General features: G+C 68.6%; 8 protein-coding genes. 1 reads left to right on the top strand and 7 read right to left on the bottom strand.

The features are described 5' to 3' along the window. Window positions 1-117 precede the first annotated feature (117 nt). A complete protein-coding gene (locus C516_RS19780) occupies window positions 118-1,578 on the bottom strand; it encodes a beta-barrel assembly-enhancing protease (protein ID WP_018719344.1) in 1,461 nt (486 codons plus the stop codon). Window positions 1,579-1,821: 243 nt separating this feature from the next. Between C516_RS19780 and C516_RS0115570 the strand changes: the two genes are divergently transcribed. Then, window positions 1,822-2,910 (top strand): AI-2E family transporter, encoded by a 1,089-nt coding sequence (locus C516_RS0115570; protein WP_026321232.1) that lies wholly within the window; start codon window positions 1,822-1,824, stop codon window positions 2,908-2,910. 37 nt (window positions 2,911-2,947) lie between these two features. On the opposite strand, the gene C516_RS0115565 is transcribed toward C516_RS0115570, so the two are convergent. The 6 genes from C516_RS0115565 to C516_RS0115540 form a co-directional block, all read right to left on the bottom strand. Then, a complete protein-coding gene (locus C516_RS0115565) occupies window positions 2,948-6,040 on the bottom strand; it encodes an efflux RND transporter permease subunit (protein ID WP_018719342.1) in 3,093 nt (1,030 codons plus the stop codon). Continuing rightward, window positions 6,037-7,143, bottom strand: a complete 1,107-nt coding sequence (locus tag C516_RS0115560) for an efflux RND transporter periplasmic adaptor subunit (RefSeq protein ID WP_018719341.1) — start codon at window positions 7,141-7,143, stop codon at window positions 6,037-6,039. The genes C516_RS0115565 and C516_RS0115560 overlap by 4 nt, the downstream gene beginning before the upstream one ends. Before the next feature lie 161 nt (window positions 7,144-7,304). Then, window positions 7,305-7,928 (bottom strand): TetR family transcriptional regulator, encoded by a 624-nt coding sequence (locus C516_RS0115555; RefSeq protein WP_018719340.1) that lies wholly within the window; start codon window positions 7,926-7,928, stop codon window positions 7,305-7,307. 136 nt (window positions 7,929-8,064) lie between these two features. Beyond that, window positions 8,065-11,211: an efflux RND transporter permease subunit gene (locus C516_RS0115550; RefSeq protein ID WP_018719339.1), complete on the bottom strand. Its 3,147-nt coding sequence runs from the start codon at window positions 11,209-11,211 to the stop codon at window positions 8,065-8,067. Next, the gene (locus C516_RS0115545) at window positions 11,204-12,379 is read right to left on the bottom strand and encodes an efflux RND transporter periplasmic adaptor subunit (RefSeq protein ID WP_018719338.1); all 1,176 of its coding nucleotides are present in this window, start codon (window positions 12,377-12,379) and stop codon (window positions 11,204-11,206) included. The genes C516_RS0115550 and C516_RS0115545 overlap by 8 nt, the downstream gene beginning before the upstream one ends. 147 nt (window positions 12,380-12,526) lie before the next feature. Further along, window positions 12,527-13,288, bottom strand: a complete 762-nt coding sequence (locus C516_RS0115540) for a MipA/OmpV family protein (protein WP_018719337.1) — start codon at window positions 13,286-13,288, stop codon at window positions 12,527-12,529. Window positions 13,289-13,390 lie beyond the last annotated feature (102 nt).

Raw genomic sequence — 13,390 nt, 5'->3', positions numbered from 1 at the left:
TGTCGTGCCTCGCAGTGGGGCGTGCGCCCGCCTCGTGGCGGCTGCACAGCGTCGCCGTCACCGCCGCCCTCGGCGGTCCGGGCGACAGTCTAACATCGCGGCTGGCGGGGCGCGGGGTCACTCCCCGGATGAGGGTTCCCCGTCCTTGCCGGATATCTGCTGTTGCCAGTTCTGCTGCAGGGCCCGGGCACGGGAGCGCTGGTAGCCGTCCGCTGCCGGGCTCGAGAGGACGTCGTCGATCTGATGCAGGGCGCTGCGCAGGTCGCCACGGGCGGCATAGAAGCGCGCCATGGCCAGCGAGGCCTCGGCCCCGTGGCCCGCCGCGTCCGCGGTACGGGCGTGCAGGCGGAGGAGGTCGTCGGACCAGGGATGGCGCTCGGTGGCGGCGGCCACGGCATTGAGGGCGTCCTGGTGCCGGCCGGCGGCGGAGAGGGCCTGGATGCGACGGTACTCCAGGGCATAGTCGTCCGGGAACAGCGACAGCCCCTCCTCCAGGATGGATATGGCCTGTGCCGGCTGTTCCGCGGCCCGGGCGATGTCGGCCCGGGTGAGATAGTACGCGGCGCGTTCCTCGCCGTCCGCGGAGGCGCTGTCGAGTTCCTTGCGGGCGGCGTCCAGGTCGTCGGCGCGGATCAGCGCGACCGCGAGGCCATAGTGCTCGGCGCGGGTGGCCTCGCCGTCTTCCAGCTGGCCACGCAGGCGCTCCACCGCGGCGTTGCCGCTGTGGGCGGTGATGGCGGCGAGGCGGGCGTGCATGAGCGCGAAGCTGGCGCTCTCGAAGGTCCTGCCCTGGGAGGATGCCAGATCGTCGGCGCGCTGACGGCTCTCGGCGATGCGCTCCTCGGTGAGCGGATGGGTGCTGAGGAACGGCGGTGGCGTGGCGCTGTAGCGGCTGGCGTCGAGCAGCCGGCCGAAGAATCGGGGCATGCCGTGGGGGTCGAAGCCGGCCCGTGCGAGCAGCTCCTCGCCGATGCGGTCGGCCTCGTGTTCGTGCTCCCGGGAGTACGCCAGCTGGCTCTGGGCCGCGCTCGCCATGCCCGACATCGCCGCCGCGGAGCCGGCCTGCGGGTCCTGGGTGCCGATGAGGATGCCCGCGAGGATCATCGCCATGGTGCGCAGGCTGCTGCCCTGGGCGGCGAGGATGCGGCGCGCGAGGTGGCGCTGGGTGACGTGGGTCATTTCGTGGGCGAGCACCGAGGCGAGCTCGCTCTCGCTCTGGGCGGCGAGGAACAGCCCCGTGTTGATCCCGATATAGCCCCCGGGCATGGCGAAGGCGTTGATCCGCGGGTCGTCGATGAGGAAGAAGCTGAAGCCGTCGCTCGCGCCTCCGGAATACCCCGCCAGCCGGACGCCGAGGTCGTGGATGTAGCCGATCACCGGCGGATCGTCGACCAGTGACGCCTCGCGGCGTATCTCGCCCATCATGCGCTGGCCGATCTCGCGCTCCCGGGCCGGGGTCATCACCTGATCGGCGGGATCGCCCATGTCCGGCAGGGAGAGATCGAGCGCGGCGCCGGCCGGGGCCGCGGCGGCGATTCCGGTGGCGATGATGAGGGCGCGGAGCAGTGTGCGTGCCATAGGCTGCCGGTCGGCGGTTTGTGTGGGTAATCAGACCGGGGTTTGCGGTGGGGTGTTCCCCGCCGTAATCATCCGGTCCCAGACTGACACTATCGTGAGAATCGCTAGTAGTATACCCGCGCGGAGATGCGGGACGTGGTGTCCGGCCGTGCCGCGCCGTCGCGGCGCACTGGTGGCCGGAACGCCCGGCGCCGATTCGCGGCCGTGCGGGGCACTCCAGTCACACAGCCAACGGGCGAGGGTATGCAGACGATTCGGGACTGGCTTTCGCGCCACATGAATGACCCGCAGGTGGTTGCCCTTACCGGGGTGCTGCTCGTCGGGCTCGGGACGGTAGTCTTCTTCGGCGACATGCTCGCGCCGGTGTTCACGGCGATCGTGATCGCGTACCTGCTCGAGGGGGTGGTCCAGAAGCTCGAGCACTGGATACCGCGGGGGCCGGCGGTGATCGTGGTCTTCCTGCTGTTCATGGCCGGCTTTGCACTGGTGATGTTCGCGCTCATGCCCACGCTCACCCAGCAGGTTGCGCAGCTGGTCGAGAACCTGCCGCGCATGCTCGATCGCGGTCAGACCACATTGCTGCGGCTGCCGGAACGCTATCCGGAGTTCTTCTCCGCCGAGCAGGTCAGCAGCCTGCTCGCAGCGATCCGCCAGGAGTCCGTGGACCTCGGGCGGATGCTCGTTTCCTCGGTCTCGCTGTCCTCGGTGGTGAAGATCTTCACCCTCGTCGTCTATTCCATCCTCGTGCCGCTGCTGGTGTTCTTCTTCCTCAAGGACAAGGCGCGCCTGCTCGGCTGGGTGCGCCGCTGCCTGCCGCGCCACCGCACCCTCGCGGACACGGTCTGGCACGAGGTGGACATGCAGATCGGCAACTACGTGCGCGGCAAGTTCCTGGAGATCCTCATTGTCGGTGCGGCGGCCTATATCACCTTCGTGCTGCTCGGCCTGCAGTTTGCCGCGCTGCTTGCCGTGGTGACGGGGCTGTCCGTGATCATCCCCTACATCGGCGCGACGGTGATCACCGTGCCCATTGCGGTGGTGGCGTACTTCCAGTTCGGTCCGAGCAGCGAGTTCATCTGGGTGATGGCGGCCTACGCGATCATCCAGGCCCTGGATGGCAACGTGCTGGTGCCGCTGCTGTTCTCGGAGGTGGTGAACCTCCACCCGGTGGCGATCATCGTTTCGATCCTGGTCTTCGGCGGCATCTGGGGCTTTTGGGGGATATTCTTCGCGATCCCGCTGGCGACGCTGATCAACGCCGTCATCAACGCCTGGCCGGAGCCCGAGCCGCCGGAGGCGGCGCGCGGCGAGGCCGACGACGCCTCCGGCTGACGGCGCGCGGGCACCGCGGCCCGCCCGCTGCCCGTGGTCACAGGCCGTGGGAGCCGGAATCGGGCTCGTGCGTGTCATCCTGTTCGGCCAGCCGGCGCTGCTCGGCGGCGTGGTCCCGGGCCAGCAGCACGTAGAAGCCGGGGAGAACGAACAGGGTGAACAGCGTGCCGATGCCCAGGCCGGTGCTGATGGTCAGGCCGATGGCGAAGCGGCTGACGGCGCCGGGGCCGCTGGCCGTCAGTAGCGGCACCATGGCGACGATGAGCGCCACCGAGGTCATGATGATGGGCCGCAGCCGGATGGCGCCGGCCTCCAGTACCGCGTCGACCTTGGACAGCCCCTTTTGGATCTGCTGCTGGTTGGCGAACTCCACGATCAGGATGCCGTTCTTGGCGACCACGCCGATGAGCGTGATCAGTCCCACCTGGGTGTAGATGTTCATGCTCGCGAAGCCGAGGGTGATGAACGCCATTGCCCCGGCGATGGACATGGGTACGGACACCAGGATGATGAACGGATCGCGCCAGCTCTCGAACTGCGCGGCGAGCACCAGGTAGATCACCAGCAGCGACAGGAAGAAGGTCGTCACCAGCGCGGTGCCCTGCTGCTTGAACTGCCGCGAGGCCCCGGTGTAGTCGACCCCGTAGGAGCGGGGCGCGATCTGCGCGGTCTGTGTCTCCAGATAGCCCAGCGCCTGCCCCATGGTCACGCCGGGCGCCATCACGCCCTCGATGGTGATCGAGTTGAGCTGCTGGAACTGCGTGCGCTCCGATGGTTCCACCCCCTGCTTCAGGGTGACCAGCGAGGACAGCGGCACCAGCGCACCCGTGTCCGCACGGATGTAGTAGTCGCGCAGCATCTGCTCGTCGAGTCGGAAGCGGCGCTCCACCTGGGGGATCACCTGGTAGCTGCGCCCGTCCATGCTGAAACGGTTGACGTAGTCGCCGCCGAGCATGGTCGCCAGGTTCTGGCCGATCTCGCGCATGCTGATGCCCAGGTCGCCGGCGCGGTCGCGGTCCACCTGGATGGAGACCGTGGGCCGGTCGAAGGCGATGGACTTCTTGAGGAAGGCGAAGTTGCCGCTGCCCATGGCCTTGCCGACGATCTCGTCGGCCACCTGGTTCATGTCCTCGTAGCTCGCCCCGGAGGTGAGCACGAACTGCACCGGCAGTCCGCCCCCGGCGCCCGGCAGGCTCGGGCGCGGGAAGGCGCTGATCTGCAGTCCGGCGACCTTGCCCAGTGCGCTCTGCAGCTGCGGCTGGGCCTCGAACTGGGAAACGTCGCGGTCGGCGTAGCTCTTCATCTTGAAGCCGCCGAAGATCGTGTTCGCCGAGTCGCCGCCGAGGATCATGAAGCTTTCCTTGTAGCCCGGCACGCCCTCCATCTGGGTCTGGATGTCCTGGCCGTAGGCCTCCAGGTAGTCGAGGGTGGCGGTTCGCGGCCCGGTGGCCTGGAAGAACAGGATGCCCTGGTCCTCGGTGGGGGCGAGCTCGTTCTGGGCGGTGACGAACATGAAGTAGATCGACACCAGCACCGCGACGGCGAAGATCACGAGCACCGAGACGGTCTGCAGCGCGCGGCCGAGCAGTGCCCGGTAGCCGCGGGCGAGGGCGTTGAACGCCCGCTCGACCATCTGCTCGAAGCGCCCGGGGTTGCCGTGGGGCTTGAGGACCTTGCCCGAGAGCATGGGCGAGAGCGTGAGCGCGATCACGCCGGAGACCAGCACGGCGCCGGCCAGGGTGAAGGCGAACTCCGTGAACAGGGTGCCGATCAGCCCGCCCATGAAGCCGATGGGGGCATACACCGCCACCAGCGTCGTGGTCATCGCGATGATGGGCACGGCGAGCTCGCGGGCCCCCTGCATGGCGGCGTGGAAGCGGGTCTCGCCGGACTCGATGTGGCGGTGGACGTTCTCCACCACGATGATGGCGTCGTCCACCACCAGGCCGATCGCGAGCACCATCGACAGCAGTGTGAGCAGGTTCAGGGAGTAGCCCAGGGTGAGCATGACGAACGCGCCACCGATGAGTGACAGTGGCACGGCCACCGCCGGCACCGCCGCGGCACGGATCGAGCCCAGCGAGAGGTAGACCACCAGCAGTACGATGGCCACCGCTTCCAGGATGGTCTTGTAGACCTCGTCGATGGAGTCCTGGATGAACTCGGAGGCGTCGTAGGGCAGGACCACGTGCATGCCCTCCGGGAGCTGGCCGCGGACGGTCTGCACCCGCGCGGTCACGGCCTGCGCGGTGTCCAGCGGGTTCGCGCCGGGGGCCTGTTCGATGGCCATGAACACCGCCGGCTTGCCCTGGTACCACGCCTCGGACGTGTACTCCTCGGCGCCGAGCTCGCTGCGGGCGATATCGCGCAGGCGCACGAGGGTATCGCCGTCGCCGCGGATGACCAGATCGCGGAAGTTCTCCGGGTCGGATACGTCCGTGGTGGCGGTCAGGGTGATGGCGGTGTAGTCGCCCTTGGTCTGGCCGACGCCGGCGAGGTAGTTGTTTGCGCGCAGCACCTCCGCCACGTCCGTGGGCGTGACGCCCAGCGAGGCCATGCGGTCCGGGTCGAGCCAGATGCGCATGGCCAGGCGCTTGCCGTGCAGCCGGGCCTTGGCCACACCGGGCACGGCCTGGAACTGCGGCTGGACCACGCGCAGGAGGTAGTCCGTGACCTTGGGCACGCTGAGGTCATCGCTGTAGAAGGCGAGGTACATCAGCGCCGTGGAGTCACCGGTAGAGGACTCGATGACCGGGTCCCGCGCGGCCTCCGGCAGTACGTTGCGCTGGCTCGCCACCTTCGCCTGGATCTCGGAGACCGCCGCGTTGGGGTCGTAGTTCAGCTCCATATGGGCCTCGATGGTGGAGGCCCCCTGGCTGCTGGTCGCGGTGATGTAGTCGATGCCGTCGGCCTCAGCGATGGCCTGCTGCAGCGGTGTGGTCACGAAGCCCTTGACCAGCTCGGAGCTGGCGCCGGGATAGGCCGTGGACACCGTGACCACGGTGTTCTCCAGCTCCGGATACTGGCGCAGCTCCATGAGCCCCAGCGACCGGGCACCGACCAGCAGGATCAGCAGGCTGATCACCGTCGCCAGGACCGGGCGACGGATGAAGATGTCGGTGAATCTCATTCGCCGGAGACCTCCCCGTCGAGGGCGGTGCTGTTGTCGACGGTCACGGGCTGGCCGTCACGCAGCTTGACCAGCCCCGCGCGGACCACCTCCTCGCCGGCGGACAGCCCGTCGGTGATCTCCACACTGCCGGACTGCGTGGCGCCGGTGGTCACGGCACGGCGCTTGGCGACGCGCTGGCCGCCGTCGTTCCCGGTGACGACGTAGACGAAGTCGCCGTAGGTGTTGTAGGAGATCGCCGTGCGCGGGACCACCACCACGGTACGTTCCTCCGGCATGAGGGTCTGGACGCGGGCGAACATGCCGGGGCGCAGGACGTCGTCCGGGTTCGGCAGGGTGGCGCGCACGTTCACGCTGCGGGTGCCCTCATCCACACCGGAATCGATGGCGGTGATCTCGCCCTCGAACTGCCGTTCGGGGTAGGCGCTGACCCGGATCTGTACGGTCTGGCCGTTGCGGAGGTCGCCGAAGCGGCGTTCGGGCACGGCGTAGTCCACGTAGATGGGGTCCAGCGCGGTCAGTGTGACCAGGGACTGGCCGGCGGTGATGTACTCGCCCTGGTCCACCTGCTTGATGCCCAGAAGGCCGTCGAACGGCGCGCGGATCACCTTCTTGGCGATGCGCGCCTCCTGCTCGGCGACCTGGGCCCGGGCGGCCTCGTAGCGGGCCTTCGCCTCGTCGTACTGGGACTGGGAGACGGCACGCTTGGGCAGGAGGTTGGCGTTGCGCTCGAACTGCACCCGGGCGAGCTCGCGATCCGCCTTGAGCCCGCGCAGGGAGGCCTGATCGACACTGTCGTCGAGCTGTACGAGCACGTCGCCGTCCTTCACCCGGCTGCTGGACTCGAAGCTTACCTCGCTGATCTTGCCGGCGACCTCGGTGGTGATCTCGATGCCCTGCACCGGCGAGACGCTGCCCACGGACTGGATACCCGGGCGCCAGCTCACCTCGCGGGCCGTGGCCGTGGCGATGGTGGCCGGCGGCTGCGGCTGGTTCGCCTGCTTCGCCATCTCCTGCATCTGGAGGTACTTCCAGCCGAAGATGCCGCCGAACACGAGTCCCAGGAAGACGACCACCAGGAACAGCCGGATTATGACCTTCATCAATTCTTTTCCCCGTTTGCCGAACCGCTAATCATCGGCACAGCCGCCGGTCCGTTCAACATAATTTTTGGCAGTGGATCGTGAAGAGAGTGTGATGGTGGCCGCGCCGGCAGGCGTGACGCCCTCAAAAAGTAGGCGCCGAGGCGGGGAATGCAACCCCTTCAGGCGTCGGGCAGGATCAGAGGGCCGAAGAAGGCCTCCAGGAGGGTGTCCGCGTCGTGCTCGAGATCACACTCCGCGGGCTTGCGCAGATACTGGCTGAACAGTCCGGACATGTAGGCGTGCAGCGCCATCGCCGCGACCCGCGGCGGGATCGCCGGGTTGAGCCGGCCCCGTGCCTGTACCCGCTCGAACTGCTGTTCGAACAGGTCGATGATCTCGGCGATCAGCGTGTCCTGGCGGGCAACGGCCGGGTTGATGTCGTCCACGCGCTCGCTGCGGTGGAACAGGATCGTGTAGACCCGGCGGTGACGCAGGTCCTGGGCGATGCGGTCCAGCCCGTGTCGGCACAGGCCGCGCAGGGTCTCCACCGGGTCGCCGTCGTGGGTCCGGCAGAGCTCCTCGACGAGCTCGGCCATCGGTGGGCGCACGCGTTCGAGCATCGCCTCGAAGAGGTCGCTCTTGTCCTGGAAGTGCCAGTAGATGGCGCCGCGGGTGAGCCCCGCGTGACGGGCGATCCGCTCCAGCGAGGTGCGGGAGACGCCGTTCTCGAGAAACGCCTCCTCCGCGGCGTCCAGCAGCCGTTCCCGCGTCGCTTCCGATTCTTCCTTGGTTTTCTTGGCCATAGGGTTACCCCGGGGATGTGCGCGCCGCCGGCCAACCCGCGGTATGCGGCCCGGCCCGGGCGTCGATCCGCCGCCCGGGCCGGCGACGGGGCCGAGGCACTATGCTCGGCCCGTCGAGCGCCTGTCAAAGGATGGCTCACGCCGGCGTTTCGTCGTCCTGGGTCGTCTCACCCCCGTGTCGCCGGCCGCCGCCCAGAAGGTCGGTGATCCGGCGCACGATGACGTAGAACAGCGGGATGAAGAAGATCGCCAGCAGTGTGGCCGAGATCATGCCGCCGAGCACCGCCGTGCCGATCGCGATGCGCGAGGCCGCACCGGCCCCGGAGGCGAAGGCCAGGGGGATGACGCCCATGGTGAACGCCAGCGAGGTCATCAGGATCGGGCGCAGCCGGACCCGGGCGGCCTCGACGGTCGAGGCGACCAGGCCGTAGCCCTGGTTCTCCAGCGCCCGGGCGAACTCGACGATCAGTATGGCGTTCTTCGCGGTCAGGCCCACCGTGGTCAGGATGCCGACCTGGAAGAACACGTCGTTGGGCAGCCCGCGCACGAGTGCCGCGAGTACCGCACCGAGAACGCCGAGCGGGACCGCGAGCATCACGGAGACCGGGATGGTCCAGCTCTCGTAGAGCGCCGCCAGGGCGAGAAAGACCACGATCACGGACACGCCGTAGAGCAGGGTGGTCTGCGCCCCCGACTGGCGCTCCTGGTAGGAGAGGCCGCTCCAGGCGTGGCCTATCCCCTGGGGAAGCTGCTGGAGCAGGCGCTCGACCTCGGTCATCGCCTCTCCGGTGGAGTATCCCGGGGCGGGCTCGCCCTGGAGCTGGCGGGAGGGGGTGCCGTTGAAGCGCTCGAGCCGGGGTGAACCGAACGTCCACTCGCCGCTGGTAAGCTCGCCCAGCGGGGTCATCCCGCCGTTGTCGTTGCGCAGGTACCAGTCCTCGAAGTCACCCGGGAGCATGCGCGCATTCGCCTCGCCCTGGAGGAAGACCCGCTTGATGCGGCCGTTGTTGAGGAAGTCGTTGACGTACTGCGACCCCCAGGTGACCGAGAGCAGGTCGTTGATCCGGGACAGGGGCACGCCCAGCGCCTGGGCCTTCTCCTGGTCCACGTCGAGGTGGTAGCGCGGGCGGTCCTCCAGGCCGTTCGGGCGGACGTTGGTGAGCACCGGGCTCTGCGCGGCGAGCTGCAGGAACCGGCCCTGTGCCTGCATCAGCGCCTCGTGTCCAACGCCGCCGCGATCCTGCAGCCGCAGATCGAAGCCCAGGGCGTTGCCCAGTGCCGGGATCGAGGGGATGTTGAAGGCGAATACCCGGCCGTCGCGGATCAGCCCGGCGAGATCGCGGTTGGCCTTCTGGATGATGGCGCCGACGCTCTCGGTTTCCGGATCGCGCTCGGACCACGGGTTGAGGTTCACGAAGGCGATACCCGCGTTCTGCGCCCGTCCCGCGAAGCTGAAGCCGGCCACGGTGAAGATGCCGTCCACGGCATCCTGGTCGAGGAAGTAGTCCTTCACCTTGTCCATGGTCGCCTTGGTGCGCTGCTGGGTTGCCCCGGAGGGGAGCTGGTACTGCACCAGCACGACGCCCTGGTCGGCGGACGGAAGGAAGCCGCCGGGCACCCGGGTGAAGCCGTAGGCGGTGCCGGCCACGATCGCCGCGAAGACCACGCCATAGATCCACGGATGGCGGCCGAAGTGGCCGACGGTCGCGGCGTAGCCGCTGGTGGCGCCGTCGATGCCGCGGTTGAACCAGCCGAGCAGCCGGTGCAGCAGGGTCTCGTGCTCCTGGCGTTTGAGCAGGCGGGCGCACAGGATGGGGCTGAGGATCAGTGCCACCAGCACCGAAAGTGCCATCGCCGCCACCAGGGTTAGCGAGAACTGCCGGTAGATCGCACCCACCGAGCCCGGGAAGAAGGCCATGGGCACGAACACGGCGGAGAGCACCACGCCGATGCCTACCAGCGCACCGCTGATCTGGCCCATGGACTTGCGCGTCGCCGCCATGGGGCCAAGCCCGTCCTCATGCATGACGCGTTCGACGTTCTCCACCACGACGATGGCGTCGTCGACCAGTAGCCCGATCGCCAGGACCATACCGAACATGGTCAGCATGTTGATGGAGAACCCTGTCGCTGCCATCACCGCGAAGGTGCCGAGCAGCACCACCGGCACCGCCAGCGTCGGGATCAGCGTGGCCCGCCAGCTCTGCAGGAACAGGATCATCACCAGCACCACGAGGGCGATGGCCTCGATCAGGGTGCGGACCACCTCCTCCATCGAGGCCTCGACGAAGGGGGCGGTCTCGAAGGGGGTGGCGACCTCGAGGTCCTTCGGGAAGTAGGGTTCGAGCTCGTTGAGGCGTTCCTCCACGCGCCGGGTGGTCTCCAGGGAGTTCGCGCCGGGCGCCAGGGTGACGGCCAGCCCGGCGGCCGGCTGGCCGTTGTAGAAGCTGTCGATGTGGGTGGAACCGCCGCCTAGCGCGACCCGGGCGATGTCGCCCAGACGCACGCGGGAGCCGTCCGGCTGGGTCTTGATGAGGATGTTGCGGAACTCCTCCGGCGTGTTCAGCAGCGTCTGCGAGGTCACCGTCGCGTTGAGCTGCTGGCCCTCCACCGCCGGCAGACCACCGAACTGGCCCGCCGTGACCTGGGCGTTCTGGGTCTCGATGGCCGAGCGCACGTCGGACACGGTGAGGCCATAGCGGATGAGCGCGTCCGGGTCGAGCCAGATGCGCATCGCGTACTCCGAGCCGAACACGGTCACGCTGCCCACGCCGGTGACTCGGGCGATGGGTTCCTTGATGTCCGAGTGCACGAAGTCGGCGATCGCCTGCTTGGTCATCTCGCCGTCGCCGGAGATGAAGGCCTTGACCAGCAGGAAGCTCTCGCTCGCCTTTTCCACGCTGATGCCCTGCTGGCGCACCACCGTGGGCAGACGCGGCTCGGCCAGCGCCAGCTTGTTCTGAACCTGCACCTGGGCGATATCGGGGTCGGTGCCGCTGGCGAAGGTCAGGGTGATGGTCGCGTGGCCGGTGGAGTCGGAGGTCGAGCCCATGTAGAGCAGGCCGTCCAGGCCGGTCATTTCCTGCTCGATAACCTGCACCACGGTGTTCGAGACCGTGTCCGAGGACGCACCGGGGTAGCTTGCCTGGATCTCGACCGCCGGTGGTGCGACGGTCGGGTAGCGCTGGATCGGCAGCGTGTTGATGGCGAGGACGCCGGCGAGCATCACCGCGATCGCCAGCACCCACGCGAAGACCGGCCTTTTCAGGAAGAAATTAACCATTGTCGGTCTCTCCCGGCCGGTTCGGGATCTCGGCCGCAACGGCCTTCACCGCCTGGCCCGGCCGTGCCTTCTGCAGGCCCGAGACAATGACGCGATCACCCGCCGAGAGGCCGTCCTCAACGACCCAGAAGCTGCCGAGGGCGCGGCCCACCTTGACGCTGCGCTGCTCGGCCTTGCCCTCGCCGTTGACCACCAGTGCGGTCGCCTCGCCCTGGCGGTTGTGGGTGATGCCCTGCTGGGGCACGAGCAGGGTGTCCTGCTTGGTGCCGGAGCTCAGCCGTGCGCGCACGAACATCCCGGGCATGAGCTCATGGTCCGGGTTGGGGAAGACCGCGCGCAGGGTCACCGTTCCCGTGCCCTGGTCGACGGTCACCCCGGTGAACTCCAGCTTGCCGGGATGGCCGTATTCGGTGCCGTCGTCGAGCAGCAGCTCCACCCGGGCCTTGCCGGGCTCGGCCTTCTCCAGGTCGCCGCGGTGGAAGGCGCGCCTGAGGCGTATCATTTCGGTGGTCGAACGCTGGATGTCGACGTAGATGGGGTCGAGCTGGGTGATCCGGGCCAGTGCGGTCTCCTGGTTTGCGGTCACGAGTGCGCCCTCGGTGACATACGACTGGCTGATGCGTCCGTCGATGGGGGCATCGATGCTGGTGTAGGCAAGATCGATGCGGGCGGATTCCAGCGCCGCCTTGGCCGACGCCACCCGCGCCTTCTGCTCCTGGTAGGCGGCCTGGACGTCGTCGTAGTCCTGCTGGCTGACGTGGTTCTTCTTGACCAGATCGCTGTAGCGCTCGGCCTTGCGGCGGGCACTGTCCAGGGTCGCGCGGGCTTCGGCCAGGCTGGCCTCCGCCTCGTGGACGGCGGCCCGGTAGCGGCGCGGGTCGATCTCGTAGAGCGTGTCCCCGGCGCTTACCTGGGTGCCGGCCCGGAAGTCGCGCTTCTGCAGGATGCCGGTCACCTGCGGCCGGACCTCGGCGACGCGGTAGGCGGAGGTCCGCCCCGGAAGACGGGTGACCTGTTCCACCGGCTGCATGTGTAGCTCGACCACACCGACCTCCGGCGGTGGCCGCTTCGACTGCTGGGCCACGGCGGGGCCGCCGGCGAGGCCCGCGAGTGCCGCCGAGAGGACGATCACGGCGGAGAGCGAACGGGAGTTATAGGCGTTGCGCATGGCAATCCTTCCTTGTGGCCGTGTTCTGAGCCATAGGGGAGAGAGGCTCGAAGGAATAGACATCAAATTATACATACACGAATGTATGGTTAAAAGCCGGGAGACCGGCGGGATGCCGGTCGCGGTCGGGAAGGGGTGCCCGGGGCGTCAGAAGGCGTAGGAGAGCACGATTCCGGCGGCGGTCTGGTTGGCGTCGCCGACGTCCGCGACGATGGGGCTGTCCGCGGCGTCCCCGAGAATGCGGCCGGCGCGGGTTATTGCCGTCACCGACCAGCCCGCTCCCAGCCGGCGCGTGACCCGGGCCGTTACCCGGACCTCGTAGTAGGCGCCGCCCGGGTGGAACGCGTCGAGCCCCGAGCGCGCGCTCCCGGCCGGGGAGACGGCGAACAGGGCGTCGTTCCAGTCGTCGTCGCCCCAGGTGAGATCGGGGCCGACGGCATAGCGCCAGCGTTGCCCGATGCGCCCGGCATAGCGGGTCCCCACTCGTGCACGCAGGCCCTCGAGGTCGCCGGTGACCGGGGTGGCGATATCCCCCCGGAGTCGCCAGGGACCCCGGCGCCAGTGCGCGGCGATGCCCGCGAGTGCGCCGCCGTCCACACTCTCCAGGCCCTCCAGGTCGCCGGCGTCGCTTCGTCCCCCGGCCCGGGTGACGAAGGGACCGACGCGCAGACCGGTTCGCCGGAACACGTCCCAGCCGATGCCGTCCGTCACGGTGGCATAGAATGGCCCATGGCGGATGTCGAAGTAGGGTACCGGATCCGTGTCGTGGTCGTCGGAACCCCGGTAGCTCGGGGCATGGAGAACGCCGGCGCCGAGGCGCACGGTTGTCTCCGGCCCGTCCGCGGCGGCCGCTGTGGCGGCCAGCGTCAGCGCGATCGCGGCGGTGATCCCCACGACGGTGTTACCCATGTTCTGTTCCCCTGGCTGGCTGTGTCTGTCCCGATCAGGGCGTCGGCCCCGGAAGTGGCTGCGCCCGGGTAACCATACAGGGGCCGCGGCGCCGGATCATGC

It is taken from the genome of Arhodomonas aquaeolei DSM 8974 (genome assembly GCF_000374645.1).
Lineage (GTDB): Bacteria > Pseudomonadota > Gammaproteobacteria > Nitrococcales > Nitrococcaceae > Arhodomonas > Arhodomonas aquaeolei.
This window is presented reverse-complemented; position numbering and strand designations above follow the sequence as displayed.

Coding starts and splice junctions, on each gene's coding strand:
- C516_RS0115560 (WP_018719341.1), bottom strand. CDS start 7,143: ATGAAGGTCATAATCCGGCTGTTCCTGGTGGTCGTCTTCCTGGGACTC.
- C516_RS0115570 (WP_026321232.1), top strand. CDS start 1,822: ATGCAGACGATTCGGGACTGGCTTTCGCGCCACATGAATGACCCGCAG.
- C516_RS0115540 (WP_018719337.1), bottom strand. CDS start 13,288: ATGGGTAACACCGTCGTGGGGATCACCGCCGCGATCGCGCTGACGCTG.
- C516_RS0115550 (WP_018719339.1), bottom strand. CDS start 11,211: ATGGTTAATTTCTTCCTGAAAAGGCCGGTCTTCGCGTGGGTGCTGGCG.
- C516_RS0115545 (WP_018719338.1), bottom strand. CDS start 12,379: ATGCGCAACGCCTATAACTCCCGTTCGCTCTCCGCCGTGATCGTCCTC.
- C516_RS0115555 (WP_018719340.1), bottom strand. CDS start 7,928: ATGGCCAAGAAAACCAAGGAAGAATCGGAAGCGACGCGGGAACGGCTG.
- C516_RS19780 (WP_018719344.1), bottom strand. CDS start 1,578: ATGGCACGCACACTGCTCCGCGCCCTCATCATCGCCACCGGAATCGCC.
- C516_RS0115565 (WP_018719342.1), bottom strand. CDS start 6,040: ATGAGATTCACCGACATCTTCATCCGTCGCCCGGTCCTGGCGACGGTG.